This window comes from Chelativorans petroleitrophicus (genome assembly GCF_025398195.1).
GTDB classification, from domain to species: domain Bacteria; phylum Pseudomonadota; class Alphaproteobacteria; order Rhizobiales; family Rhizobiaceae; genus Chelativorans; species Chelativorans petroleitrophicus.
Genome location: NZ_JAODNV010000021.1, coordinates 1 through 25,753, shown reverse-complemented (window position 1 = coordinate 25,753; position 25,753 = coordinate 1). Strand labels below are relative to the sequence as shown.

The 25,753-nt window shown below is 63.2% G+C and carries 22 protein-coding genes; 13 read left to right on the top strand and 9 right to left on the bottom strand.

The features are described from left to right. The first annotated feature begins 234 nt into the window (after window positions 1-234). From NYR54_RS16930 to NYR54_RS16905, 6 genes are all read left to right on the top strand, one after another. On the top strand, window positions 235-1,191 hold the full coding sequence (locus tag NYR54_RS16930) for a formylglycine-generating enzyme family protein (RefSeq protein ID WP_261516902.1): 957 nt from the start codon (window positions 235-237) through the stop codon (window positions 1,189-1,191). A gap of 160 nt (window positions 1,192-1,351) precedes the next feature. Continuing rightward, complete coding sequence (locus tag NYR54_RS16925; protein WP_261516900.1) at window positions 1,352-2,101, top strand: GntR family transcriptional regulator; 750 nt, start codon at window positions 1,352-1,354, stop codon at window positions 2,099-2,101. A gap of 24 nt (window positions 2,102-2,125) precedes the next feature. Then, the gene (locus NYR54_RS16920) at window positions 2,126-3,088 is read left to right on the top strand and encodes a Bug family tripartite tricarboxylate transporter substrate binding protein (RefSeq protein WP_261516893.1); all 963 of its coding nucleotides are present in this window, start codon (window positions 2,126-2,128) and stop codon (window positions 3,086-3,088) included. Window positions 3,089-3,156: 68 nt separating this feature from the next. Further along, a complete protein-coding gene (locus NYR54_RS16915; RefSeq protein ID WP_261516891.1) occupies window positions 3,157-4,659 on the top strand; it encodes a tripartite tricarboxylate transporter permease in 1,503 nt (500 codons plus the stop codon). After that, on the top strand, window positions 4,646-5,104 hold the full coding sequence (locus tag NYR54_RS16910; RefSeq protein WP_261516889.1) for a tripartite tricarboxylate transporter TctB family protein: 459 nt from the start codon (window positions 4,646-4,648) through the stop codon (window positions 5,102-5,104). The genes NYR54_RS16915 and NYR54_RS16910 overlap by 14 nt, the downstream gene beginning before the upstream one ends. Then, window positions 5,101-6,267, top strand: a complete 1,167-nt coding sequence (locus NYR54_RS16905) for a mandelate racemase/muconate lactonizing enzyme family protein (protein ID WP_261516888.1) — start codon at window positions 5,101-5,103, stop codon at window positions 6,265-6,267. The genes NYR54_RS16910 and NYR54_RS16905 overlap by 4 nt, the downstream gene beginning before the upstream one ends. A gap of 49 nt (window positions 6,268-6,316) precedes the next feature. Here NYR54_RS16905 and dgoD read toward each other — a convergent pair whose 3' ends face one another. From dgoD to NYR54_RS16875, 6 genes are all read right to left on the bottom strand, one after another. After that, window positions 6,317-7,483 (bottom strand): galactonate dehydratase, encoded by a 1,167-nt coding sequence (gene dgoD, locus NYR54_RS16900; protein WP_261516886.1) that lies wholly within the window; start codon window positions 7,481-7,483, stop codon window positions 6,317-6,319. A 61-nt stretch (window positions 7,484-7,544) separates the two neighbouring features. After that, the gene (locus NYR54_RS16895; protein WP_261516883.1) at window positions 7,545-8,630 is read right to left on the bottom strand and encodes an ABC transporter ATP-binding protein; all 1,086 of its coding nucleotides are present in this window, start codon (window positions 8,628-8,630) and stop codon (window positions 7,545-7,547) included. Continuing rightward, window positions 8,627-9,466 (bottom strand): SDR family NAD(P)-dependent oxidoreductase, encoded by an 840-nt coding sequence (locus NYR54_RS16890; RefSeq protein ID WP_261516882.1) that lies wholly within the window; start codon window positions 9,464-9,466, stop codon window positions 8,627-8,629. Before NYR54_RS16890 ends, NYR54_RS16895 begins: the two co-directional genes overlap by 4 nt. Window position 9,467: 1 nt before the next feature. After that, a complete protein-coding gene (locus tag NYR54_RS16885) occupies window positions 9,468-10,331 on the bottom strand; it encodes a carbohydrate ABC transporter permease (RefSeq protein WP_261516881.1) in 864 nt (287 codons plus the stop codon). Then, window positions 10,328-11,245: a carbohydrate ABC transporter permease gene (locus NYR54_RS16880; RefSeq protein ID WP_261516880.1), complete on the bottom strand. Its 918-nt coding sequence runs from the start codon at window positions 11,243-11,245 to the stop codon at window positions 10,328-10,330. Before NYR54_RS16880 ends, NYR54_RS16885 begins: the two co-directional genes overlap by 4 nt. A gap of 2 nt (window positions 11,246-11,247) precedes the next feature. Next, window positions 11,248-12,528 carry an ABC transporter substrate-binding protein gene (locus tag NYR54_RS16875; protein ID WP_261516879.1) on the bottom strand — a complete coding sequence of 427 codons (1,281 nt, stop codon included), beginning with the start codon at window positions 12,526-12,528 and terminating at the stop codon, window positions 11,248-11,250. A gap of 207 nt (window positions 12,529-12,735) precedes the next feature. On the opposite strand from NYR54_RS16875, the gene NYR54_RS16870 reads away from it, so the two are divergent. Next, entirely contained in the window at window positions 12,736-13,470 is a 735-nt protein-coding gene (locus NYR54_RS16870; protein ID WP_261516878.1) for an HpcH/HpaI aldolase family protein, read from the top strand. Between the two features lie 5 nt (window positions 13,471-13,475). Then, complete coding sequence (locus tag NYR54_RS16865) at window positions 13,476-14,393, top strand: SMP-30/gluconolactonase/LRE family protein (RefSeq protein WP_261516877.1); 918 nt, start codon at window positions 13,476-13,478, stop codon at window positions 14,391-14,393. A 171-nt stretch (window positions 14,394-14,564) separates the two neighbouring features. Here the strand turns inward: NYR54_RS16865 and NYR54_RS16860 are convergent, their stop codons facing one another. Beyond that, complete coding sequence (locus NYR54_RS16860) at window positions 14,565-15,296, bottom strand: GntR family transcriptional regulator (RefSeq protein ID WP_261516876.1); 732 nt, start codon at window positions 15,294-15,296, stop codon at window positions 14,565-14,567. A gap of 112 nt (window positions 15,297-15,408) precedes the next feature. Between NYR54_RS16860 and NYR54_RS16855 the strand changes: the two genes are divergently transcribed. From NYR54_RS16855 to NYR54_RS16835, 5 genes are all read left to right on the top strand, one after another. Then, window positions 15,409-15,696 carry a UxaA family hydrolase gene (locus NYR54_RS16855; protein ID WP_261516875.1) on the top strand — a complete coding sequence of 96 codons (288 nt, stop codon included), beginning with the start codon at window positions 15,409-15,411 and terminating at the stop codon, window positions 15,694-15,696. Window positions 15,697-15,831: 135 nt separating this feature from the next. After that, window positions 15,832-17,013 carry a UxaA family hydrolase gene (locus NYR54_RS16850; RefSeq protein ID WP_261516874.1) on the top strand — a complete coding sequence of 394 codons (1,182 nt, stop codon included), beginning with the start codon at window positions 15,832-15,834 and terminating at the stop codon, window positions 17,011-17,013. Between the two features lie 21 nt (window positions 17,014-17,034). Beyond that, window positions 17,035-18,057 (top strand): YeiH family protein, encoded by a 1,023-nt coding sequence (locus tag NYR54_RS16845; RefSeq protein ID WP_261516873.1) that lies wholly within the window; start codon window positions 17,035-17,037, stop codon window positions 18,055-18,057. Between the two features lie 2 nt (window positions 18,058-18,059). After that, window positions 18,060-18,995: a hydroxyacid dehydrogenase gene (locus NYR54_RS16840; RefSeq protein ID WP_261516872.1), complete on the top strand. Its 936-nt coding sequence runs from the start codon at window positions 18,060-18,062 to the stop codon at window positions 18,993-18,995. Continuing rightward, window positions 18,992-19,993: an Ldh family oxidoreductase gene (locus NYR54_RS16835; RefSeq protein WP_261516871.1), complete on the top strand. Its 1,002-nt coding sequence runs from the start codon at window positions 18,992-18,994 to the stop codon at window positions 19,991-19,993. Before NYR54_RS16840 ends, NYR54_RS16835 begins: the two co-directional genes overlap by 4 nt. A gap of 273 nt (window positions 19,994-20,266) precedes the next feature. On the opposite strand, the gene NYR54_RS16830 is transcribed toward NYR54_RS16835, so the two are convergent. Together NYR54_RS16830 and NYR54_RS16825 are read right to left on the bottom strand one after the other, a co-directional pair. Continuing rightward, window positions 20,267-20,797, bottom strand: a complete 531-nt coding sequence (locus NYR54_RS16830; protein ID WP_261516870.1) for an NUDIX hydrolase — start codon at window positions 20,795-20,797, stop codon at window positions 20,267-20,269. 469 nt (window positions 20,798-21,266) lie between these two features. Then, the gene (locus NYR54_RS16825; RefSeq protein ID WP_261516869.1) at window positions 21,267-25,562 is read right to left on the bottom strand and encodes a DUF1998 domain-containing protein; all 4,296 of its coding nucleotides are present in this window, start codon (window positions 25,560-25,562) and stop codon (window positions 21,267-21,269) included. Between the last annotated feature and the right edge of the window lie 191 nt (window positions 25,563-25,753).

Below are 25,753 nucleotides of genomic sequence, written 5' to 3'. Positions count from 1 at the left end.
CGTTCGGCTCCGCAAAAAGGATAAGGCTTACCGTGGACGCGGGGATAAATGCCAGCGAGTGTGCCGCCCTCTATGGTTCTCTGCCGCATCTTTGGCGGTTGCAAATTCGAAGCGGGTGCGCTCTTGGTAACCGCGAGCAGCGGGCATGCCCGGCTTGACTTTGGCCGCGACCGGCCAAACCTGTTTGCAGAATGGCCGTCCGGCCGTGAAAGGTACCAATCAAAGGGCGGATCGATGAAAGACAGCTGCTGTGCCCCAGGCCGTCAGAGCCAGCCTGCTGAGGCCAAGGTGCAGTCGGGGCCGGAAAAGCAACAGCAGCGCGCGTGCGGGTCGAAAGGCAAGCCCCCTTCGGAAGACATCGTCTGGCTTGAAGGGGGGCGCAGCTACTGCGGCACGACCCGGGTGGTCATAAAAGGAGATGGCGAGGAGCGCCGGCCAGCAAGAGTGCGCCCGTTCGGCATCGAGCGGTTCGCCGTCACCAACAGGCGCTTCGCCGAGTTCGTGGAAGCCACCGGCTACAGGACGGAGGCGGAAACCTTCGGCTGGTCCTTCGTCTTCAAGGACGCCCTCGACCCGGAGCAGCGCGCCAACACGCTCCGTGTGGCCGAAGTGCCCTGGTGGCACAGGGTGGATGGCGCCGACTGGCGGCATCCTGCCGGTCCCGGATCGTCCATTGACGACATCCTGGACCACCCGGTGGTCCACGTCAGCTGGAATGACGCGGCGGCTTTTGCCCAATGGGCGGGCGGGCGGCTGCTTACGGAAGCCGAATGGGAATTCGCCGCCCGCGGAGGAAAGGACGTCATCTATCCCTGGGGAAACGAAGACCCGCCCGACGATGCGCCGCGCTGCAATATCTGGCAGGGGCGGTTCCCCGACCACAATCTGGTCACCGACGGCTATGAGACGACCGCACCTGTAGACGCTTTCGAACCGAACGGCTACGGCCTCTTCAACATGGCCGGGAATTGTTGGGAATGGTGCGCGGACCCGTTCCGCGTGCGCTCCCTAAGTGCGGCTGGCAAGGCGCGCGACGCCGCCGCGCGGCGGGACGGTGAAAGGCTGCTCAAAGGCGGGTCTTTCCTCTGCCACCGCACCTATTGCCACCGCTACCGCATCGCCGCCCGGATGGGCCGCCCGCCGGACACGTCGAGCTCGCACGCTGGCTTTCGCATTGGCTATGACGCCTGACAGCTTCTTCAGCGACAGCGCTCCGCTGAAGCCGCAGTCCATCCATTCACTATTCAGGGAACCTGAAGCCGGGTCACTGCATTGCCCGGCCGGCCGGAATTTGACTCCTCCCTCTCAAAGTCATACTATTTTGCAGACGTCTTATTTTTGTGACGGGATCGTGTCGGCCGTTGCCCCGCTGAAATTCAGGCTGGATGGAAAGCCTCTCTACAGCCAGATCGCGTCGCTCATGCGCAGGCGCATCGAGTCGGGAGAATGGGCGCCGGGCAGCCGGATACCGTCTCTTGAGGAACTGGTACGCGCCTTCGACGTGGCCAGAGTGACGGTCCGGCAGGCCGTCGAGATCCTCGAGATGGAGGGCCTCCTGATCCGGCAGCAGGGGCGCGGCACGTTTGTGGCCAAGATCCTGCCGGAGCGGCGCTGGCTGCAACTGGGCGCCGATTGGGCGGATATTCTGGCAAGCGTCCGGGAGCTGTCGCCCCGCATGCTCGCGCTTGAAGACGCCGAACGGCCGCCGAAGATAGAGCCCGGCGAGGGCATCCTGGCGCCCGGCTACCAATACATGCGGCGCGTTCACAGCCGGAACGGCGAGCCCTACTGCCTGCTGGACGTCTATCTCGACAAGCGCGTCTACGACCACGCGCCCGAAACGTTCCGGAACCACATCGTCCTGCCCCTGCTCGAAACCATCGGCGGCGTGAGGATTGGCAGGGCACGCCAGACGCTTACGATCGGCACGGCGGATGTGGAAACCGCCCCCCATCTGGGATTGCCTCTCAACGCTCCGACCGCCGAGGTTCGCCGCGTCATCCAGGACGAGGAAGGGGTCGCGATCTACTGCGCGGACCTTATCTATCGCGGCGACGCGGTGCGGCTGGAGATCGACCTTCTCAATCGGGGACGGACCTGACCTTTTTCAAACCGGGAGGAACTGATGGCATATTTTGACTTCTGCAAGACCTTGACCTTCTCGGCGCTGCTCGCGCTGGGCCTGGGTGTGGCTCAGCCGGCCGCTGCGTTCCCTGACAGGGAAGTGACCTACATCATCCCCTTCAACGCGGGCGGCGAGTCCGATGTGACGGCCCGCCTACAGGAAGGGCCCTTTCAGAAGATCACCGGCCAGAATTTCGTGATCCAGTACATGGTCGGTGCGGGCGGAGCCACCGCCTGGTCGCAGCTCAACGGCATGCAGGCCGATGGGCACCTCATCATGGGGATCAACCTGCCTCACCTCTTCCTTCAGCCCATGGAGGGCACCGTCGGCTACAAGACGGAAGACATTACTGTTCTCAATGTCTTCCAGCTTACGCCCCATGCGCTCATCGTTCCGGCGGACAGCCCGATTGAGACCCTTGAGGACTACATCGCCGAGGCCAAGGCGGCGCCCGGCGCGATTACCGTCGCCGGAACGGGCTCGAACTCGGCAAACCAGGTGGCGCAGCTCACCTTCGACAAGGCCGCAGGCATCGTGACGACCTATGTTCCCTTCACCGGCACCGCCGCGACCACAGCCGCCCTTCTCGGCAATCAGGTCCGCGCGCAATGGGGCTTCACGACCGTCGCGGCGGAACAGGGCGAGAATGTGCGGATGCTCGCCGTCGCCATGGAGGAACGCCATCCGCTGTTCCCCGACGTGCCCACCTTCAAGGAGAAGGGCATCGATCTCGTCGGCGGCGCCCATCGCGGCATCGCCGTGCCGAAGGACACGCCGGAGGAACTGCGCCAGCAGCTTTCTGACATCTTTTCCCAGATCAACAGCGACCCGGACTTCCGCAGCAGGATGGAAGAGGGCGGCTATGTGCTCGTTGATATCGGCTATGAGGTGATGGACGAGTTCATGAGCGAGCTCGGCGCGGAATATATCGAGGTTGGCAAGCTCCTCGGGCTCGTGAAGTAATCGCAACCGAAAAAAGCCTCCGGCGCGGGAATCCGGCCGGAGGCATCAACCGAGACCCTGTGGCAATCATGATCTTGGAGCACCTTGCCGCCTCCCTCTCGGTGGCCAATCTCCTTCTGGCGCTTGCCGGCGTTACCGCCGGCACCGTCATCGGCGCGCTGCCCGGCCTGACGGCGACGATGGCCATAGCGGTGCTGACTCCCCTCACCTTCACGCTGGAGCCCTCCTCGGCGCTCATCGCGCTCGGTGCTATCTACACGGGCGGCATCTATGGAGGATGCTACGCAGCAATTCTCATCAACACGCCGGGAACGCCCTCCTCCATCGCCACGACGCTGGACGGCTTTCCGATGGCGAAACGCGGCGACGGCGACCTCGCCCTGACACTGGCCGTTCTGGCATCCGTCTTTGGCGGCATAGTCGGCGCTCTCGCCCTGCTGTTCATCAGTCCCCTGCTTGCGAAGGTGGCGCTTGCTTTCGGGCCGGTTGAATATTTCTGGCTCGCCATTCTCGGCCTCACGCTGGTCGCGGCCCTGTCGGAAGGCAGCCTTATCAAGGGCCTGATCGGGTGCTGCTTCGGACTGCTCATCGCATTGGTGGGAACGGCCATCGTTGGCGGCGATACCCGATTTGTCTTCGGCACGACGACCCTGCTTGGCGGCGTTGATGTGATCGTGGGGCTCATCGGCCTTTTCTGTATCCCCGTCCTGATCGACCTGGTCGCCACGCCGGAGGCGCATCTGAAGATGAGTTCCGATGTGCGCGGATTCCGGCTGAAGGAAGCGCTCTCGATCGCCTGGAAAAGCAAATGGAACATGCTGCGCAGCTCCGCGCTCGGCACGATTATCGGCATCCTGCCGGCGGCCGGTGGGCCTGTCGCCTCGCTGATCGCCTATGCCGAAGCGCGGCGCGCCTCGAAGCGCCCGCAGAATTTCGGCAAGGGCGAGCCTGACGGGCTTATCGCCTCCGAGAGCGCCAACAATGCTACGGTGGGCGGCGGCCTGATACCGACCCTGACGCTCGGCATCCCCGGCACCCCGGCGGATGCGATCATCCTGGGAGCGCTTCTTGTCCACGGCGTGCGCATCGGACCGAACCTGTTCAGCAATCAGAGTTCGATCGTCTACACTTTCATGTTCGGGCTGATCATCGCGACGATCATGATGCTGCCCGTCGGTCTGATCCTGGGCCGCTACTTCTACCGCTCCATCATCGTCATTCCCAAGGCCATTCTAGCGCCGGGCATCGCCTTCCTCACCATCCTCGGTACCTATGCCGTTCACAACAACATTTATGAGGTCTGGCTGATGCTCGGGCTCGGCGGCGTCGGTTGGATACTGCAGAAGATGGGCGTGCCTCCCGCCCCGATCGTCCTCGGCCTCGTGCTCGGCCCCATTGCCGAACAGGGCTTCGTCCAGGCATGGCTGATCGGCAACGCCACCGGCAACGTCCTCGGCATGTTTTTTGGACGGCCGATCTCGATCGCGATCATCTGCGTCGCACTCCTGGTCTTGTTCTATCCGGCCATAACCGCACGTTTCGCAAGGAGGGTGCCCGATGAAGGCGCGTGAAATGGACCGTTCCGGGCTCGTGCTGGCGGCCGGCTCGGCAGGCCTTGCAGTCTATGTAGTTTGGGAGGCTCAGCGCTTTTCGCCGCTCGCCTCGGTGTTCCCGCGATTCATTGCCATCGTGCTCATCGTCGCGGCAGCCGCGCTCACCCTCTTGATTTTCCTCGGTCGTCAGAAGCCGCCGAAATCCGGCACCGGCTCGAATGCAAGACGGCTGGCGCTGGTGGTTTCCATGGTCGCCTGGCTTGCCCTCGTTCCCGTCGCCGGATTCCTGGTTGCCTCCCTGTTGGGATTTGCCGCCGTGGGAATGGTGGCGAAATATGATGACTGGTCCGTCCGCCGCTGGCTTTCCTTCGCCCTGGCTACGGTGATCAGTGTCGGACTTTTCTGCTTCATATTCTCGCAGCTGTTGAACGTGCCCCTGCCGAAGGGATTGCTTCCCCTATGAATACCTCCGTTTCCGCCGCCCGCGAGGCGACAGGCTTCCGCACCTTCACCGTCATGGATGGAGAGGCGCTCGTGTTGCGCGCACCGACGCCCTATCCGATCCGCACCGCCTTCGGCACGATGCACGACCGCCCCGCCGTACTCATCCGTATAACCGATGAGACGGGAACGGTCGGTTGGGGAGAAGTCTGGTGCAATTTTCCCTCGGTCGGCGCCGAGCACCGCGCACGCCTCATAAATTCGATCCTGCTGCCGCTGCTCAAAGGCAGGACGGTGGAGAATCCGGAAGCCATCTTTGCCGAACTCTCCTCCCGCACGCGGCTGCTTGCTCTTCAGTCGGGGGAAGCAGGCCCATTCGCGCAAGCCATCGCCGGAGTGGATATTGCCTTGTGGGACATTGCCGCCAAAAGGCTCGGCAAGCCTCTCTGGCAGGTGCTCGGCGGCAGGGGAGCGCCGCAGGTTCCCGCCTATGCCAGCGGCATCAATCCGGAGGCGCCAGAGAGGGTCGTGGAAGCTCAACACGCGCGCGGCTTCAGGGCGTTCAAGCTGAAGGTCGGTTTCAGCCGGGAGACTGATCTTGAAAATGCCGCCCGCGTGCGCGCGGTCATCGGTCCGGACATGCCTTTCATGGTTGACGCGAACCAGGCTTGGGATTTGGACAAGGCAATCGAGATGGCCCGCGCGCTCGAGCCTTTCGCACCGCAATGGCTGGAAGAGCCGCTTGCGGCGGACCGGCCTCTGTCCGAATGGCAGACCCTCGCGCAGAAGACGACGATCCCGCTGGCCGCGGGAGAAAATCTGCGCGGGCTCTCCAGCTTCGACGAGATGGTTCAAAGCAACGCAGTGGGTGTCATCCAGCCGGACCTTGCGAAATGGGGCGGCGTCTCCGGCTGCCGGCGCGCCGCCCAGCGCATTCTCGAGGCAGGCAGGCGCTATTGCCCCCACTTCCTCGGCGCGGGCGTTGGGCTTCTTGCCTCCGCGCATCTGCTGAAAGCGGCAGGCGGCGACGGGATGTTGGAGGTCGATGTCAACGACAACCCGCTGCAGCGCGAGCTTCTGCCGCCCTTCCCGGAAATCGCGGACGGAAGCGTGAAGCTGCCATCGGAGCCGGGCCTAGGGATCGTCCCTCGTGAGGAGACGATCGCGCGCTACCGCACGCTCTGACGGACGGAACAGGCGCCAACGCGACGGCGTAGCCGAGGACTGAAATCCCTCACCATTCCGCATAGGTGCCGTCCGGATGCGTCCAGTCGGCGTCGGGCAGGCGCCAGTCCTGCTGCTTGGCTTCGATCGCATCGGTGTCGAGCGTGATACCCAGCCCCGGAGCGTCGTTAACCGCAAAAACGCCGTCCACCGTCGTAAGCGGCGTAGGATCCTTGAGGTAGTCCAGCAGATCGGCCTTGGGCAACCCTGCAAATCCGGCGTGGTAATGCAGGCCCAGGCTCTGTTCCTGAATCACCACATTGGGGCAGCAGAAGGCCACCTGCAGGGAGGCCGCCAGCGAAACCGGCCCGTTCGGACAGTGCGGCGCGACGGCCACGTCGTAGACCTCGGCCATGCGGGCGATCTTCTCCAGCTCGAACAGGCCGGTGATCGACACGTCCGGCTGGATGATGTCGATCGCCCCCGTATCCAGAACCCGCTTGAACTCCCAGCGCGAGACCAGCCGCTCGCCAGTGGCGACGGGAATGGAGCGCGCCGCGCGCGCCAGCATCTTCAGCGTTTCCTCGTTCTCCGGCGTCGAGCTCTCCTCCACCCACATGGGATGGAACTGCTCCAGCTCCGCCAGCAACGGCTTCAGCGCGGCGCGGTGGACGCGCCCATGTAGGTCCAGCGCGATATCAAGCTTGTTGCCGAAAGCGTCCCGCAGCGCTCCCATGCGCGCGGCTGCGGCATCGATCAGGTCCCGCTCGCCGACATGGCCGAGCGCGGGCGTCGCGTTCATCTTGACGGCCGAGAAGCCCTCCTCGATGCGCTTGCGCGCATGCTCGACGACATCATTGGGGCTGTCGCCGCCGATCCACGCATAGGCGCGGACATGCTTGCGCACGAGGCCGCCTAGGAATTCGTGGACGGGCATTCCCGCCCGCTGCCCCTTGATGTCCCACAGCGCCTGCTCGATGCCCGCCGCAGCGGTGGCGAGCACCGGGCCGTGGCGAAAGAATGCACCGCGCCGCAGCCGCTGCGCGATATCCTCGATCCGCGAGGCATCGACGCCCGCAAGATTGGCCGCCATGTCCTCGATGGCGCCCACCACGGCGCGCGCCCGTTTCGGGATGATGGATTCGCCCCAGCCGGTGAGGCCGTCATCCGTGGTCACTCGGACGAAGATCCACCGCGGCGGAACGCGGAACGTCTCGATGCTGGCGATACGCGCCATGACCTGCTCCCTGTCGAATTGGCCGTTCAGATCCGCAATGCCGTTCGTGCGGCGGCGCGGATCAGCGCAGCGTCACGCTGCTTTCCGGATCGAAAAGATAGAGATGCTTCGCGTCCGCGCGGAATGTCACGGAATCCCCTGCCCTCACCTGCTGCTCGCGCGGCACGCGCGCCGTCAGCGCGCCGCCGTCCACAACGAAATGGACGTATTGCTCCGAACCCAGCATCTCCACCGCCTCCACGGTCCCGTGAAGCAGGATGTCGGCCGTATCGTCCTCCTTGTTCGTCAGCGAGAGGCGTTCCGGGCGAATGCCCACCGTCACCTTGGCCTTGCAGTTCCTGTGAAGAAGCGTGCGCTGTGCCTCGGTCAGGCGCACGCGCCCTGCGGAGGGCTTCGCCTCGGCCGAGGCGACCGGGCAGTCGAAGAAGCCCATGGCCGGCGTCCCGATGAAGGAGGCGACGAACTTGTTGTCCGGGTTGTCGTAGAGCTCGTCCGGCGTGCCGACCTGATGGATGCGCCCATCGGCCATGACCACGATGCGGTCGCCCATCGTCAGCGCCTCCACCTGGTCGTGGGTCACATATACCGCCGTCGCGGCGACCGCGCGGTGCACCTTCAGGATTTCGGTGCGCATCTGGACGCGCAGATGCGCATCGAGGTTCGACAGCGGCTCATCCAGGAGGAAGACCTTGGGATCGCGCACGATGGCCCGCCCGAGCGCCACGCGCTGACGCTGGCCGCCCGAGAGCTGGCGCGGCCGGCGCGCCAGATAGGGGGCGATGTTGAGCATTTCCGAGGCCCTGCGCACGCGCCGGTCGATCTCGTCCTTCGGCATCTTCCGTCGCTTGAGGCCGAAGGCCATGTTTTCGTACACCGTCATGTGCGGGTAGAGCCCGTAATTCTGGAAGACCATCGCGATGTCCCGGTCGCCCACATCGACATCGTTGACGAGCGTATCGTCGAAATAGAGATCACCCGCGGTGATGTGCTCCAGACCCGCTATGATGCGCAGCAGCGTCGTCTTGCCCGAGCCGGAAGGCCCGACCAGCACGATGAATTCGCCGTTCTTTATCTCCAGGTTGCAGTCGCGAAGAACCGGCACATTGCCGTAGTGCTTCTCGACATTGCGCAGCACGATTCTGGTCATTCGGGATTTCCTGATTGTTCTTGCTCGCCGAAGGACGACTGGAACGGGTCCGGCCTGCGGCTGATGCTGCGGCCGCCATCGACAGGCAGCGCCGCACCGGTGATGAAGGCGGCTTCGGCAGAAGCCAGAAAGGCGACGGCCGCGGCCACTTCCGAAGCGTGGCCCTCGCGGCCAAGCAGCGCGGCGGTCATGGATGCGGGTTTACTGACGGTTGCCCCCTCGGCCAGGGTCTGTTTGAAGGAATCCGTCGCAATCACGCCCGGCAGCACCGCGTTGACGCGGATGCGCGGCGCAAGCTCGACCGCAAGCGCGCGGGTGAGCGCAGCGATGGCCCCCTTGCTTGCGACATAGGCCGCATAGGTGGGCACGGGAAGATCCGCCTGGATCGAGCCGATATTGATGATCGCGCCCGCACCCTGCTCCTGCATGGGTCCCGCCGCCGCGCGGCAGAGGACGGCCGTCGCCGTTACGTTCACCGCGAAAATCCGCTCGAATTCCTCCTCGGACGCCTCCGTGAAGGCACGCCGCTCGCCATGAAAAGCCGCGTTGTTGACAAGGATGTCGAGCCGGTTCCAGTGCGCGAGCGCGACCGGCACCAGTCGCGCGCGGTCCTGCGCGCTGGCGAGATCCGCCGCGGCCGTTTCAACCTCCGCCCCTTCCGCGCGCAGCGCTTCGGCGGCGTCGGCAAGGCGGACTTCATCCACATCCGTCATCAGGACCGCAGCCCCTTCCGAGGCAAGCCGTCCTGCGATGGCAAAGCCGATGCCGCCTGCCGCTCCGGTGACAAGCGCAACCTGGCCGCCGAACCGCCCGGCAACCTTTCTGTCTGGACTCACGTCAGGCACCGGCGACGGCTCCCGAGGTAAGCCCGCGCACCATAGACCGCTGCACGGCGAAGAAGGCGATCATCAGCGGCAGGGTGGTGATCGTCGCCGCAGCCATCATGCCGCCCCAGTCCGTCTTGAACTGGCCGGTAAAGGTAAGCACCAGCGCGGCCGGCAGGGTCTGCTTCTCCATCGTGGTGATGAAGGTCAGCGGGTAAATCAGATTGTTCCAGGCTTCCATGAACACGAACGTCCCGGTGGTAAGAATGCCTGGCATGATGAGTGGCACGACGACCCTAAGCAGGATCTGCCAGCGCGGATAGCCATCGACGCGAGCGGCTTCCTCCACCTCGATCGGCACCGCATCCACGAAGCTCTTCATCATCCAGACCGCGAAGGGCAGGCCGAACGTGGTGAAGCCCACCACGAGGCCGGTTCCGGTGTCGAGAAGGCGTGCGTTGAGCAGGAGAAGATAGAGCGGCGCCAGCACCACTACCATTGGCAGCATGCGGAAGGCGAGGATGGTGTATCCCACCGTCCCGGCAAGCCGGAAGCGAGCCCGCGACAGCGCGTAGGCCGCGGGTGTTGCGATGACGACGCAGACGACCGCCGTCAACAGGCAGCTCAGGACCGTGTTAAAGAAGAAGGCGACGAAAGGCAGCGAGGTGCCCGTCAGGCCGATATAGTTGGCGAATGTCGGTGCCTCCGGCCATAGCGTCGGGTGGAGGCGCGTCGCCTCCAGCTCCGTCTTGAGCGACGTCGAAAGCATCCAGTAGATCGGCGCCAGGCTCCAGAAGAGCGCGAAGGCGATCGCCGTCCAGCGCACGATGCTTCCCGGCGCCAGACGCGGGCGCGAGATTTTTGTTGCCGTACTCATCGTTTTTCCATCCGCAGCGCTCGCATGTAGAGCCAGGCGAGCGCCATCAGCATCACGAGCCAGATGACTCCGACGGCCGATGCATAGCCGAACTCGAAGCTCTCGAAGGCCAGCCGGTAGACATAGATCACCAGCGTGCTGGTCGAATATCCGGGACCGCCCTGGGTCATTGCCCAGATCTTGGCGAAATCGTTGAAATTGGAAATGACCATGAGGAGGCTGCTGATCAGCAGCGGATTGCGCAGGAACGGCAGCTTGATGTGCCAGATCATGCCCCAGGTGCCCGCCCGGTCCACGCGCGCCGACTCGATCACCTCATTGGGGATGGCCGAAAGCGCGGCACTGACGAGCAGGAAGAAGAACGGCGCCATCGCCCAGATGTTGGCGACCATCACCGCCGGCAGTGCGAGCATCGCCGAATTGAGCCATGGCACCGGGTCGTTGATAATGCCCGCCCAAAGAAGCACGGCGTTGATGATGCCGCCGTTCTGCAGATACATGTAGCGGAACAGGAACGCCACCACGACGAACGGCACGGCCCAGGGCATCAGAAGCAGCGTGCGCACGGCACGGAAGCGCGCGCCGCCGAGGTTTTCGGTAAGCAGGGCTAGGACGAGCCCAAGCAGCGCGGCAATGCCGACACTGCCGAATGTGTAGATCGCAGTGTTGAGGAGCGACTGCCAGAAGACGGAATCGGCGGCCAGCTTCGCGTAGTTCTGCGCGCCGACATAGTTGGCCGGAGTGAAGTCGAGCAGGTTGTAATCCTGCACCGACAGAAGGATCGTGTAGACGACGGGATAGCCCACGACCACCGCCATGACGATGAGCGTCGGCAGGACCATCCAGTCGAGCCATGGCTCGCGCCGGGCACGGGGCCGGGCGCGAGCATTTGTCGTGATAACGTCGGCAGTCATCTTTACTGCGGGAGCTGCTGCTGGATCGAAGCGGCAATCTCGTCGATCGGCTTCGTACCCGTGACGGCCTCCTGCACGCCAGCCATCACCGCCGTCGCGGCGGCGGCGAACTCGGGCCCGTAGGGCTGCGGCGCCAGCGTCGGAATAATTTCCTCGGAGAACGCCTTGAAGACCGGCGCGCTCAGCACTTCGTCAAGCTCGGCATTGCCCGTCGACTTGATCGAAGGCAGCGAGGAATTCACGCTCGTCGTGTAGTTGGCGATCGTATCGGGCGAGGTCGCCAGATACTCGATGAACTTCCAGGCCGCTTCCTTGTTCTTGCTGGCGGAGAACATGATGAGCTGGTGCCCGCCCTCGAAGGTCGTGGCCTTGCCGCCACCCACGGGCAAGGTCGTCACACCCCAGGTCTCGTAGAACTCCTCGTCGGACATGCCGCTTGCCGCCTGCATCACGCCCTTGAGCAGCACCTGGTCCCAGATGAAGGCGACATTGCCCTGCGCTGCAAGCGGGCGGAACTCGCCAATGCGGCGGCCCGGATCGATGTAGCCGGCCTGCGCGATCTCGCGCATCCAGTTAAGATAGGCCTTCATCTCCTCAGATTCGGCACCGGTCGCGCCCTCGCCCACGGGCACCGCACCGAAGGACTGCATCCACGGCCAGTTGGAGCTCAGCGCGAAGGGACGGTTGGTCGTGTCGATCGCAAGGGGAATGACATCCGGCTGGCTCGACTTGATCGCCGCCAGGGCCTCATTCAGCTCGTCGATGGTGCGGGGCGGGTTCTCGGGATCGAGACCGGCTTGTTCCATGATCTTCTTGTTGTACCAGAAGCCGGCTGGCGACTGATTCCAAGGGAAGGCGAACAGCGATCCGTCCTTGTCGCGAAGACCGGCGTCGGCGCCAGACTTCAGATTGGCAGCAAGCTCGTCGCTGACATAGCTGTCGAGCGGCTCGAGCGCCCCGGTGGAGCCAAGCAGGACCGTATCGTTGCCGGCGATCTGCGCCACATCCGGCGGGTTGCCCGACCGGGCGCGCAGGACGAGCTGCCGCGCGATCTCGGAGAAGGAAATCGCCTCGCTGACGATGTCAATATCCGGGTTCGCGGCCTCGAAATCGGCAATTACCTTCTCGATGCCGGGCTTGGTGGTTCCTTCGGCTGCCGCCCAATTGGCAAAGGTGATCGTGATCTTTTCCTGGGCGGAAGCCGTCACGGCCATTCCCGCAGCAATGCCCGCAACGGAGACCGCGGCGAGGAGCTTCAGAACGCTTTTGCGGTTTCGAATCATTCCAACCTCCCTGGACGAATGCGACCAGCCGGAAGCACCCCGCCTCCGCCGTCGCCCACTTTCTTATATAAGACATAAGATATAAGTTGTGGCAATGCGCTTTGGACGGCGTTAAAGCCATTTCTGAAAGCCAACGGGATTTTGGCGCCAAGGGTCCGAGAGGGAGAAGAAAAATTGGATTTGCCGCTGAACGCTTTCAAAGAAAATATGACGCGCAAACCGCCGATGATTGGCGTCTGGGCCATGAGCGGCAGTGCGGTGGCCGCCGAGGCGCTGGGCTATGCGGGCTACGATTTCATCGTCCTCGACATGGAGCATGCGCCCAACGACCCGCCGCGCACGCTGGGACTTCTCCAGGCCGTCGCGGGCACGCCCTCCAGCGCCGTGGTGCGTCTGCCGTGGAACGACCCGGTGATCGTCAAGCAGGTGCTTGATTTCGGCGCTGAGACGGTCATGTTCCCCTATGTCCAGAATGCGGAGGAGGCGCGAAAGGCCGTCGCGGCGACGCGCTATCCCCCGGAGGGTATACGCGGCTTTGCCGGCATGAGCCGCGCCACGCGCTATGGCGGCGTGAAGGATTATGCCCGCAGGGCGGTGGACGGGATCTGCGTCATCGTTCAGATCGAAACGCAAAAGGCGCTTGGCAACATCAGGGAGATCGCAGCCGTTCCCGGCGTTGACTGCATCTTCATAGGGCCGGGTGACCTCTCCGCCGACATGGGCTTCATCGGCCAGCCGGGCCATGGCGAGGTTCAGAAGGTTCTTGCCGATGCCGCCGCCCGCTGCGCCGAGCTCGGCAAGCCCTGCGGAATCCTCGCGGCGAATGCGGCGCAGGCTCGCGATTATCTCGCCTACGGCTACAGTTGGGTGGCCTCGGGCTCCGACCTTGGCTTGCTGATGTCAAACGCCCGCAGCGAGCTTGCAACTTTGAGGAGCGCTTGAACGCCATGCGGACCCTGACGCCGAAGGTGGAGCGGATTGCCTCCTACACCGCCCTTGTCGGAGAAAGCGCGATCTGGGATAGGCGCGAGGAGGCTCTGCTGTGGGTTGATATCATGGGGCGAAAGGTGCTGCGCACACGGCCCACGAGCGGAGAAACAGAAAGCTGGGACTTCCCCGAAATGACGGGGTTCGTTCAGCCCGCCGATGACGGAACCCTGCTCGTCGGCCAGCACGACACGATCCTGAAGTTCGATCCGGCCGATGGAAGCCGGCGCCTGTTCACCCGACTGGAGGCCTCCGTCTCGGGCAACCGCACCAACGATGCATGCTGCGACGTGCAAGGCCGACTTTGGCTCGGCACCATGCCGCTGCCCGAGACCGGGCTCAAGCCCGTGGGAAAGCTCTTCCGGATCGACAGCGATGGCAGCATCACCCTGATCGAAAGCGGATTGACCATTCCCAACGGCATCGCCTTCAGCCCGGACGGCCGGACCGTCTATTGGGCCGACACGCCTCTGACACCCTTCCAGGTCTGGCGTGCTCGCTACGATCCGGAGACTGGGATGCCGGGCGAAAAGGAGCTTTTCGTTAAGCTGCCGGAGGGAGGCGGTCGCCCTGATGGCGCGACGGTCGATGCCAGCGGATGCTACTGGCTCGCCGCGGTGCGGGGATCGCAGCTGCTTAGATACACGCCCGAAGGAAAGCTCGACCTCACCGTCCGCCTGCCCGTGGCGCGCCCGACAAAAATCGCCTTTGGCGGCTCCGACATGAAGACGATGTTCGTCACATCGCTCAGCGACGGTCTTGCGCCCGAGGAGAAAGGCCCGCTCGATGGCAGCCTTCTGGCGCTGGATCTCGGCATCCAGGGCCTGCCGCCCACGGAGTTCGCTACGCCGGGGGTTGAAGGTTTTGCCCCAGCCTAGGAATAAGCTGGCGCGTTCCGTTCCGCCAATGACCAACGCCAATGGTTTGCGGAAGCCGACATGTCTTGCCAATATCTCCCCCCTTTTTGCGGGGGAGAAAGCATCTTCTTGGGCTTAGCGGAGCTAAGTCCAGAGCGGGGACTAACGGAGATGTCACCAACTCCCGGCCATTCAGCTCAGGTCGGATGCGTAGTGCATCGAATCGGTGAGGCAGCGTGACCGGCGATACTCCACCGGACGCTTGTTAAGATCGAAGGCGACGCGCCTGATTTCCAGAAGGGGCGCCCCGATCGCGCAGCCAAGCTCGGCGAGGTCGGCCTCGCCGGCGGCCACCGCCTTCAGCTTTTCGGAGATGCGGGTGATCGTGATGCCCCAGCGCTGCGAATAGAGGCGGTAGACATTGTTCGGGATTTCCTCGAGCTCCCCGAGATCCACAAACTGCGCCACGGGCAGCGAGAGGATCTCGCGCATGATGAGCTCCGATCCGTGATAGCGCAGGCGCGAGATGCGCCAGACCTCGGCCTTCGGTTCAAGCTCCAGCGCCTCGCGCTCCTCCTCGCTCGGAGCGGCCGAGCGCACATCCAGCACCTTTGAGACCGGGAAAAGCCGCTCGCCGGAATCGGGGTAGAGCCGGAAGAACTGAAACAGGATGCGGCTCTCCTCATATTCCGCAACGAAGGTGCCTCTGCCCTGCCGGCGCACCAGAATGCGCTCAGCCGTCATCGCGTCAAGCGCCTTGCGGACAGTGCCCTGGCTTACGCCAAGCTCGCGCGCAAGCTCCTGCTCGCTCGGGAGCATGGTCCCCGGCTGCCAGCGCCCGCTCGCCAGATGCCGGGTGATCTCCTCGCGCACCTGCTGATAGAGTGGGCGGAAGCCCAGTTTCGAATCCGCGCGTGCGTCCATCCGCGTCAACCACCTCCGAATTATTCATTTAGCAATAGCGAAGTCCGATTGACAACGCTACAGTTTCGTATCTTATGTCTTATATAAGATTAAGGCAGCCAGGGAGAGAAGGGTGAGCGCACCGCATCTTTTGGTTCACGATAAGCGCGACAATGTCGGCGTCGTAGTGGTCGAGGGCCTGAAAGCCGGTACCGAAATGCTCTGTGTGGTGACGGAGGACAATTCGAGCTTCACGCTGAAAGTGATCGACGACGTGCCGATCGGGCACAAGGTGGCGCTGACCGACCTCAAGGTCGGCGATACGGCGATCAAGTATGGCGAGGACATCGGCCGCATCGTCGCCGACGTCGCCAAGGGCGGACATGTCCATGTCCACAACCTGAAGACCAAGCGCTGGTAATGGAGACGCGCCTTTCACTCGAGCCGCGTTGCAGAGCCCGTTTTTGGTAGCGGGCCACTGGTTGGCGCGCTTAAGGCCGGACGCCGCGGAATGGAGTGAAGCCGAAGAATCCCAACCGATACGGGACATAGAACGATGCCTTCCAAATATTCCAACCTCACTTTCAAGGGCTACCGGCGCGAAAACGGCCGCGTCGGCGTGCGCAACCACGTCGTGATCCTGCCTGTGGACGACATTTCCAACGCGGCCTGCGAGGCCGTGGCGAACAACATCAAGGGCACGCTGGCCCTGCCGCACGCCTACGGGCGGCTCCAGTTCGGCGCCGATCTCGACCTGCATTTCCGAACCATGATCGGCACGGGCTCGAACCCCAATGTGGCGGCAGTGGTCGTCATCGGCATCGAGCCCGGCTGGACCAAGAAGATCGTCGACGGAATCGCCGAAACGGGCAAGCCGGTGGCGGGCTTCTCCATCGAGCAGAACGGCGACCTGAAGACGATCATGGACGCCTCCCGCAAGGCCAAGGAATTCGTGCACTACGCCACCGAACTGCAGCGCGAGGAGTGCTCGATTTCGGAGCTGTGGGTTTCGACTAAGTGCGGCGAGAGCGACACGACGACGGGCCTCGGCTCCTGCCCCACCGTCGGCAACATGTACGACAAGCTGCTGCCCGAAGGCATCTATGGCGTCTTCGGAGAGACGTCGGAGATCACTGGCGCCGAACACATCGCTAAGGCCCGCGCCATCAATCCTGAGGTCGGCGAGCGCTGGTACAAGGTGTGGAAAGCCTATCAGGACGAGGTGATCGAGGCGCACAAGGTCGATGATCTTTCCGAGAGCCAGCCGACCAAGGGCAACATCGAAGGCGGCCTGACGACCATCGAGGAAAAGGCGCTCGGCAATCTGGAGAAGATCGGCCGCACGTCCCGCTATATCGACGTTCTGGAGCCGGCGGAGACACCTAAATCGGGTCCCGGCCTCTATTTCATGGATACGTCCTCGGCGGCTGCGGAATGCGTCACGCTGATGGCGGCGGCCGGATATGTGGTCCACACCTTCCCCACGGGCCAGGGAAACGTCATCGGCAATCCGATCGTGCCGGTCATCAAGATTTCGGCCAATCCGCGCACCGTCCGCACGATGAGCGAGCATATCGATGTCGACGTTACCGGCATTTTGCGGCGGGAGCTCACCATTGACCAGGCCGGCGATCTGCTGATCGACAACATCATCCGCACCGCCAATGGCCGGCACACTTCCGCAGAGGCGCTGGGTCACCGCGAATTCGTGATGACCAAGCTCTATCGGAGCGCCTGACCGCCGCAGAAGGCCTCGATAATGACCGTCCAGATGTGGCCGCTGGCCGGGCGCGGCCGGCTGAGAACGCTTTGTGCGCTGACGCCGGGGCTCGTTCTTCCGCTGACGGTCGCCGCGGCCGCCTTCTTCGCGGCCGGGGCGACCGGCGCGCCGGTGATGCTCTTCGCGCTCGTGATCGGGATCGCCCTCAGCACCGTTTCGGAGGACGCTCGCTTTCATGCGGGGCTTTCCTTCGCATCGAGGCCAGTGCTGCAGTTCGGCGTCGCCCTTCTGGGGCTCAACATCTCGGTCGCCCAGGTGGCAAGCCTCGGCGGCCAAACCCTTCTTCTGGTGGCCGCAGGCACCGCGGTCTCGATTGCAAGCGGCCTTGCCCTCTCGCGTTGCTCCGGCCTGCCGCGGGCCTTCGGCGTGCTTGCAGGCGGGGCGACGGGCATTTGCGGTGCCTCGGCTGCCCTCGCTATTTCCTCGACGCTTCCGCCCTCCCCTCATCGGGATCGGGACACGGCCTTTGTCATCGTCGCGGTCACCACGCTTTCGACCATCGCCATGGTGGCCTATCCACTGATCGCGCATCTGCTCGGCTTCAACGACCGCCAGACCGGCATCTTTCTCGGCGCGACCATTCACGACGTGGCTCAGGTGGTCGGCGCCGGCTATGCGGTCTCGAACGAAGCGGGCGAGACGGCCACCATCGTCAAGCTGTTCCGCGTGGCCCTGCTTCTGCCGACCGTGCTTTCCATCACGCTCCTCACGCGCTCGCGCGCCCCGACGGACGGAAAGCTCCCCTGGCTTCTGCCGCCTTTCGCCATCGCCTTCGCCGTGCTGGTGATCATCAATTCGGCAGGTATCATTCCGGCAGGTCTGCGGAACGCCGGCAGCCTGGTTTCGAGTTGGTGTCTTGCAACGGCCGTCGCCGCGATCGGCATCCGGACCTCTATTGCGGCGACGCTCAGAATGGGATGGTCGGCATTGGTGGTCCCCGTGGGCGCAACCCTCGCGCTGATGGCCTTCGTCATTGCAGTTGAAATCATTGTGGGAACCTAGCCATGGCCGAAATCGTGGTCAGCGAATTCATGGACGAGGCCGCACTCGACGGCCTCAAGCAGCGCTACAGCGTGCTTTACGATCCCGGCCTAGTGGACGCGTCGGACCGGCTTCACGCAGAGCTTGCCGAGGCGATCGCGCTCATCGTCCGTAACCGCACGCAGGTGCGCGCGGACCTGCTCGATCGCGCGCCTCGCCTGCGCTGCGTGGGGCGTTTGGGCGTCGGCCTGGACAATATCGATCTTGATGAATGCCGGCGGCGCGGCATCGCGGTGCATCCGGCCACGGGCGCGAACAACCTGTCCGTTACCGAATATGTGATCACGGCGGCGCTCGTTCTTCTGCGCGGAGCCTGGTTCTCCTCGGCCGCGGTGGCGCAAGGCCTGTGGCCCCGGCAGGCGCTGATGGGCCGCGAGCTTTCCGGCCGCACCATGGGCCTCATCGGCTTCGGCGCGATCGCCCGGGAGGTCTCAACCCGCGCGCGGGCGCTCGGCATGGAGATTGCCGCCTTCGATCCGCATGTTGCGGCGGACGACCCCGCCTGGCAACAGGCTCGCAGAATGGCCTCCCTTGACGAGCTTCTCGGCCTTGCCGACGTCATCAGCCTCCATGTCCCGCTCACGCCGGGAACGGCCAGAATGATCGGCGCGGAACAGATCACGCGCATGCGGCCGGGCGCCATCCTGATCAACGCAGCGCGAGGTGGCATCGTGGACGAACAGGCCGTTGCCGAAGCGCTGAAGGCCGGCAGGATCGGCGGCGCGGCTCTCGACGTGTTCGAGACCGAACCGCTCACCGCCGAGGCGGGGGCGAAATTCGCCGGCATTCCCAATCTCGTGCTCACGCCGCATATTGCAGGCGTGACGGAGGAATCGAACGTCCGCGTCAGCCAGGTCGTCGCGGAGAAGGTCATGGCAGAGCTGGAGGGTACGGCATGAGTGAGGTGCGGCTTTCTCCTGCGGAGGTCCACGCGCTCATCAAGGACGCGCTCGTACGCTCCCGCACGTCGGAGCCGAACGCCGCCTCGGTTGCCAGCGCGCTCGTGGAAGCGGAGCTTGCGGGACAGAGCGGACATGGTCTGCGCCGCGTTGCGGCCTATGCGGCCCAGGCGAGAGCCGGCAAGGTTGACGGCTTCGCAATCCCTTCCGTTGAAAAACCCCGCCCCGCGGTGCTTGCCGTCGATGCCGCCAACGGATTTGCCTTTCCCGCCCTCGACCTTGCTTTCGAGCCTTTGAGCGAATGCGCGCGCACCCAGGGCATCGCACTGGCGGGCTTTCGCAGGTCGCATCATTGCGGGGTGGCGGGCGTGATCGTGGAGCGCTACGCCCGCGCGGGACTTGTCGCACTGATGTTCGCCAATTCCCCGGCGGCCATGGCCCCATGGGGATCGAACCGCCCCCTTTTCGGCACAAATCCTATCGCTTTTGCCGCGCCGCTTGGGGGAAAGGATCCCGTTGTCGTGGACGTGTCGCTCTCCAGGGTGGCGCGCGGGAAGATCATGGCGGCCGCCCAGAAGGGCACACCGATTCCCGAAGACTGGGCCTTCGATGCCGCTGGCCGGCCGACCACCGATCCCAAGGCAGCCTTGGCGGGCACCATGGCGCCTCTCGGCGATGCCAAGGGCACCGCGCTGGCGCTGATGGTCGAACTGCTCTCCGCCGGGCTGACGGGCGCCAACTACGCCTATGAGGCAAGCTCGTTCTTCGACGACAAGGGAGATCCGCCGGGCGTCGGGCAGACCATCATCTGCATCGATCCCGCCGCGTTCGGCGGCTCCGCCATTGTCGAGCGTTTCGCCGCCATGGCAGAGTTGGTCGCCGGTGCGCCGGGCGCCCGCCTTCCAGGCCAACGCCGGCATACCCTTAAGGCAAAGCTGCTTGAAGAAGGTATCGCGGTCGAACAGGCCCTGCTGGATCAGATCCGGGCCATCGGCTGACCGCATGGGCGCGGGCGGACATCTGCACGCCGTCAGCACAGCTTGGCCATGGCGACGGCTCCGCCCACAAGGAGGTAATGCCGATGGGATTATTCCCGATTAGCATTACCCTTGACGCGAAAAAGGACCCCGGACGAGCTGGCGACTTCGAATCCGAGTCCTCTTCATGTCAGGGGAGTGCTGAAAGGCTCGCTCTCACTCCAGTCCAAATATAGTGCCCTTTTCAAGATTGTCATGAAGGCTGTGCCCGAGGCCTTCGCCTCGGGCACAGCCCTATTCGAACAAAGCATCACTGGTATCGTAGAGTTGCGGCTGCTGCCGCCGGCTGCCCGTATCCCTGCCTTTCGGGAAAGGACCGTGCTCCAGAATGAAGGAGGCAAGCTCTTCGTCATCGAGCTGGGCGGCCGCGTCTTCCACCGTAAACCAGCGGCGCTGACGCTGGTCTTCCTCAGGCCAGTGGCTCAGCGTTCCGTAGACTTTCATGCTGAAGACCGTGATCCGGCGCGAAACGCGCGAGCCGTTCTCCAGTGTCGTTGAGAGCTCGTAGTCGGCCACCGGCTCGGGATAGGTGTCACCGATGATGCCCGCCTCCTCGAATGCCGCCCGCGCCGCGGCGAGGAACGCCGGCTCGTTCTTTTTCGGGCGCTCTTTCGGTATGGTCCATCCGCGTTGATTGCGCGCGGCGACGAGCATGATCCGCGTGGACCCGTCGCGCCTTGTCCGCCAGGGAAGCACGCCACACTCCTCGATTGCCGGACTGGGCGCTGCGGCCATCGGTATCGTGGTCGACAAGTCTAACGTCACTGCCTGCCTCCTTCCAACACGCCGAACGGAAAGCGGCGAATAGATGGAAATCCGGCATTGGCCGGCTTGACGGTATGCAGAGAAATCGGAGCCCTGCACCAGGGACAATGACTGGCGGCAAGGGGCAGAGGGTGGTTGCAGCGCTGGCAAAACAACCGGGATCTGAACGGGGCCATAGACACGCTCCATCAAAGCAACGCGGCTGACGTTGCAGAAATGAACCGCACTTTTGTTTGGCTGGTCCCGGAGCGGCGAAGTTTGTTGCGGTCTTACGGGTTCATGAAGGCGTCCGCTCCGGGTTTGGAGCGCGCCTTATCAGTAAGCCTCGATATGCGAACAAAAACTTCCATGCACATGCCTCTCATATGGGCATGCGGGCACGAAATGTGAAGGGCCGCCGAAGGCTTCCTTGCCTCTTGAAAAGCTTATACGTCACACCGGGTGCGTAAATGGAACTTTCCGAATCTGACTATCGATCGGCCCTGGCCACAAAATAGGTGACGCTGTTTCCCCTCTGCTCCAGCACCATGTTTGCCCGGGCCAGACTTTGCGCCTGTTCATGTGCTGCCGCGGTGAAATCGTGGCGCAGACGGGTATGGGGAGGTGGCCCCCAAGCACCGAACCCCTGGTCAAGCACTATCGTGGCACCGGCCCCGTTTCCAAAAAGGATTCTCAGGTACCGGCCGTGCGGCACATCCTTCTGGTGCAGCTTGACGTCAAGCTCGCGCAATGTGCCAAGGCGTTCGATCACGTCGCGCTGATCGTCCGCATCCCGCCAGTCATGCCAGAGAAGCCACGGCTCTCTGGATGAATCGGCTTCCCGCGGCGGGCGCGTCTGGATTGACACGGCCGTGTCCCGGGCGCCTGAGGCTGCTGCCAGTGCAGCGAGCGTATCGATCAGCAGACGTGCAACCAGCGGAGAACGGATATAGCCGTCCAGATATGTGATCCGGGTGATCGGATGGGCGTGCCAGGCTCCGCACTGCTTGAGCAATTCTATAAACTCCCGTGCTGCGCGGTTGCCAAACGATGCCAGGTCACTATCGAGTTCCCTGCCGATGATCCTCATCTTGGTATCGGACGGAGCAAGCAGACTGTCGAGAGGCACTTCCACGCTGGAAATGCTGATCTGCCCTCTGGCTTTCGCCACTGGACGACGGACTGGCGTTCCCCATCCTTGCCCCATCAAACGTGGATGCTCTTCCGTTGTGGCCCAGATGACCTGGCGCCCCTGGCCTTCGACCACGGCGATGGCCACCGATCCGTTTGCAAAGGAGGGTGGCTCAGCTTGCACAATTGAGGCCTGACGTTCGAGAGCGAAGTCCCGAAGTGCCTGTTTCTCTGCTGATGTCAGTTGATTGAGTTCGCCGGCAGGGAGAGCAAGCCTGACCTTGTAACCCTTCATTGACCATGACAAGAACTGGTCTCTGGGCCTCCAGGCTCCGGCTGCCTGCTGCGCATCCCAGCGCGGCAGGAAGATCGTCACGCTTGAACAGGCTGCGCGCCCCAGTTCCTGCTGGATCTCGTCGAGCAGCGAGATGGAGAGCTCTGCCCCGCCCATGAAAATGTCCTGCTCTTCGAGTTCGTTCGGCAGTCTGAAATGGGTGCGCAGGAAGTCGAGAGCAGCCGTCCGGTCAAGTCCATCCTTTTCCGCCGGCGCGTCGGATGTCAGCACGCACGCGGGGCAGCCGGCGATGCACCCTGGTGTCTTGCAGTCCAGTACTTCTTCGGCACGCATGAGGACAGGCCGCATCAGGGCCTCAAAGGTCGTGCAGAAACCTCCGCCACCGGCGGTACGGTCAAAGATGAAGATTGAAGTGGACGTGCCACCAAGGTCGTTGGTACTGGGCCCGACGGCAAATCCCATCTCGTCAGCCTCGATGCCCAGCTCCTGCGCCAGGCCTTCCCTGATTGCGATGGCCAGAGCATTTGCAGCCGCACGCTTCAGTCCGTGGCGTGGCTGAATCTCCAGAACGTCCGTCGTGATCTCATGCCCAAGCGCAAGTCGCGTCTTGATCGCGAAGGGACGCTCGTTGCCCTGACAATAGCTCTCCCCCTTCAGGAAATTCAATGGTTTGTGGTTGACGAGCGCGAGTGGAATAGCGCCCTTGTCGTCGAGAGAATGAGCTGCAGCCCGGCCGCAGTGAAGGCAGATGGCATACCCGGAACCGCCAGCGCCACCCTTGTTCGAAAAATATACGAGGCCCTCGCGCGTGCTGCGGAAGCGTCCCAACTCCGGGGCGGGAAGACTTCGCCATGGGGTCCCGCGAGTGGAGACAACCGGCTCCTCCGGCTCGACATAGGTCGGGGTGTCGGTTTCTGCATGAGCCTTTTCGCGGGGATCAACCTTGAAACCCGCGGGCCGGAGGAACTCCGTCCACTTCACGTTGGGCGATCCGCAAGCGCTGCATTCCTGTGGAGGCTTGCCCCTCTGGATGTCTGAGGCTCGGCAATCCTGACATTGCCAATGAAAGCGCAGGTTTTGGATTTCTGCCAGCTGTTCCACACTCGCCGGCCGTTTCCAGTTCAAGGTGACGCCCGCCGACCTGTAGACAAGGCCATCGATGACAACTTCGGAACCCGGTGCGTAATCCCGGATTGCCAGATCGAGCGACCGCTGCGGGCCGGACGCTCGCTTGAACCGCGACCCGTCTTGCGTGTTCTCATCTTGCGCGCGGAACTGCTTTCCGGGCACGAAGGTCACCACGTTGTTTGGGAAACCATGCCCAGGCAGAAATCCTCTGTCTGCTAGGCTGCTCAGCAGGAACTCGCCGCACAGTCTCTTGAGCTCTTTGTTGAGCCGGCTCATGGCTTGCTGCGGCGCCTGCTCTTCCTTGGCCAGGGCGACGAGATTTTCCCATTCCGACACAAAGTCCGCCGCGACATCCCGAATGGCCTCCCGTGTCTGCTTAATGAGCGTTCTGTTACCCTCCAACACTGACCTTATGGTGAGACGGGCAATTTGGTCCTGGTGAGCGTGGGCAGTCGTCGGCCGGTCAAGCCACTCCATGAAGCGCTCAACAGGCCTTTCCGCCTTCAGCGGACGAGGCTCCTTTGTACTGACGGGGCATCCCATGAAGGGGCCGACCTGCATCTTCAGAGGATCGCCTGCCCATTCCCGCATGAATGCGGCGAGCAGATAGGCATTCACGTGGCGCTGGACGATGGGCCGGCTGTTGAGCGTCACCTTGGGGACCGCCATGCCTCTTCCGAGGAAGCTGGCCGGATCACGAAATGCTTCCCAATCGAGCGGGCGGTCCTTGCAGAAGGTGAACGCGAGCGCCACCGATTGATGCCGGCGGCCTGCGCGACCCACGCGCTGTCTGTAATTGGCGATAGAGGGCGGTACATTGGTCATCATCACGGTCGAAACCGAACCAATGTCCACGCCCATTTCCATCGTCGTGGAGCAGTTCAGGATGTTGATCTTGCCGTCCTTGAAGTCCTTCTCGTATTCGCGAAGGCGGCTGTCAGCCTGCTGGGCTGAATGCTCTGCAGACCGTGCATAATCGGCGAACAGAGCAATTCGGTCAGACAGATTGTTCCAGCACCCCTTGTCCTGGAGCCACTGGATGGCCGGATCATTCCGGAGCCATTCCCGGATGATCCCGCGGTTTTCGGAAGTGTCCTGCGCCCCCAGCAGGGGGGTCGGATGGACCGGCAGGTCAATCGGGATGGCGCGGGTGGGCTCGGGTGCATCCGCCCGCAAACCGTAAGGGGTGAGACCGAATGGGGCCACGTCCAGGATGCGGCGCGTTACCGGGCAATAGAACCCCTTTGTGAGAGGCGCGACATAGGTCTTGCTGAAATCAAACATGCGCCGTTCTGGGTCTGGCGCGAAGGTTGACTGCAGTTGGTGCCATGCTGCGTGGAGACACTCGTCGAGATCGGACCGATCACTTGGAGAACCGAGATCCAATTCGAGCCCCCTAACAAGCAGTGCCACAGGGCGGGAGTTGGGACTTGCCCGCCCGTACCCGTTAGGCCATGCGCGCCGACGCTTGTCGCCATTTGTATCTTCTTCTGGGCCAACGAACGATCTAGGACGGCTTCTGTGTGCGATCCAGTGCAATAGACGACGATCGATTGCCACCGCGTTGTTGTTGCGAACAAAATGGGTGAGCACAGCATCCAGGTAAGCACGCCAGTCTTCGATGCTCTTCCCTCTCCGCCGGAATGGTTCCGGCAGCTGCACTTTTTCAAGTGGAGGGGTGCGCAGCTTGGCAAGGCCCAAAGTCTCGATCGAGTTTGCACGCTTGGGACGACGTGAAAACTCCCGGAGAAGCAGGAATTCGGAGACCTTGTGAGGATCGGTGAACACCTCCTCATCTCTCTGCTGCCACAGTGGCAAGATCCACTCTATGACCTCAGTTCTTTCCGCCAGCCGGTTGACGAGGTCCGGCCATGCAATACCGTTCGCATCACCGCCATTGGCCAGTTGCAGCTGGTGTTTGTAATCCTCGATCATGCCCTGAATTACAGGGTCCGGGTCGGCCCCACATGCCGCTTCAAGGGCTGCAATGCGCCTCTTGAGTTCCTCGATCTCGTCGGAGCTTCCTGATTGATACGTTCTCGATGCCTGAACCTGGTGATAGATGAAGGAGCGGACAAAGTTTCGTTCCGCCTCCATCTGAAGCTTGGCCGCCATTCGGGCAGTACCCTGCCGGCTGTCCGTGAAGGAAAGCAGCTGCCGCCCTCTGCCGGGCAAGGTTTCGGCCTTCGGTTCAACTCCTTCCAAAAGGATGGGCGCGACGGTGGTCAACATGAATGGTGCGCCGAACCGGAGCGGTCTGAGAAACGCACGGCGATGCGAATCCTTGCGAACGGGCCCGCAATGCGGGCACCCGTCGTCGCTGGAACTGCTTTCGCAGAGGAGGGTCTGAACCGCGCCGGGATTGCCGGAGGCATTTTGGTTTGAGTCACGCTGCCATGGCCGGCTCTTCGAGCATAGCGTAG

Bases quoted from the DNA above. Each gene is read 5' to 3' on its own strand.
- NYR54_RS16930 (WP_261516902.1), top strand. From the start codon at position 235: ATGAAAGACAGCTGCTGTGCCCCAGGCCGTCAGAGCCAGCCTGCTGAG.
- NYR54_RS16920 (WP_261516893.1), top strand. From the start codon at position 2,126: ATGGCATATTTTGACTTCTGCAAGACCTTGACCTTCTCGGCGCTGCTC.
- NYR54_RS16915 (WP_261516891.1), top strand. From the start codon at position 3,157: ATGATCTTGGAGCACCTTGCCGCCTCCCTCTCGGTGGCCAATCTCCTT.
- NYR54_RS16910 (WP_261516889.1), top strand. From the start codon at position 4,646: ATGAAGGCGCGTGAAATGGACCGTTCCGGGCTCGTGCTGGCGGCCGGC.
- NYR54_RS16905 (WP_261516888.1), top strand. From the start codon at position 5,101: ATGAATACCTCCGTTTCCGCCGCCCGCGAGGCGACAGGCTTCCGCACC.
- dgoD (WP_261516886.1), bottom strand. From the start codon at position 7,483: ATGGCGCGTATCGCCAGCATCGAGACGTTCCGCGTTCCGCCGCGGTGG.
- NYR54_RS16895 (WP_261516883.1), bottom strand. From the start codon at position 8,630: ATGACCAGAATCGTGCTGCGCAATGTCGAGAAGCACTACGGCAATGTG.
- NYR54_RS16885 (WP_261516881.1), bottom strand. From the start codon at position 10,331: ATGAGTACGGCAACAAAAATCTCGCGCCCGCGTCTGGCGCCGGGAAGC.
- NYR54_RS16880 (WP_261516880.1), bottom strand. From the start codon at position 11,245: ATGACTGCCGACGTTATCACGACAAATGCTCGCGCCCGGCCCCGTGCC.
- NYR54_RS16875 (WP_261516879.1), bottom strand. From the start codon at position 12,528: ATGATTCGAAACCGCAAAAGCGTTCTGAAGCTCCTCGCCGCGGTCTCC.
- NYR54_RS16870 (WP_261516878.1), top strand. From the start codon at position 12,736: ATGACGCGCAAACCGCCGATGATTGGCGTCTGGGCCATGAGCGGCAGT.
- NYR54_RS16865 (WP_261516877.1), top strand. From the start codon at position 13,476: ATGCGGACCCTGACGCCGAAGGTGGAGCGGATTGCCTCCTACACCGCC.
- NYR54_RS16860 (WP_261516876.1), bottom strand. From the start codon at position 15,296: ATGGACGCACGCGCGGATTCGAAACTGGGCTTCCGCCCACTCTATCAG.
- NYR54_RS16850 (WP_261516874.1), top strand. From the start codon at position 15,832: ATGCCTTCCAAATATTCCAACCTCACTTTCAAGGGCTACCGGCGCGAA.
- NYR54_RS16845 (WP_261516873.1), top strand. From the start codon at position 17,035: ATGACCGTCCAGATGTGGCCGCTGGCCGGGCGCGGCCGGCTGAGAACG.
- NYR54_RS16840 (WP_261516872.1), top strand. From the start codon at position 18,060: ATGGCCGAAATCGTGGTCAGCGAATTCATGGACGAGGCCGCACTCGAC.
- NYR54_RS16835 (WP_261516871.1), top strand. From the start codon at position 18,992: ATGAGTGAGGTGCGGCTTTCTCCTGCGGAGGTCCACGCGCTCATCAAG.
- NYR54_RS16825 (WP_261516869.1), bottom strand. From the start codon at position 25,562: ATGTTGACCACCGTCGCGCCCATCCTTTTGGAAGGAGTTGAACCGAAG.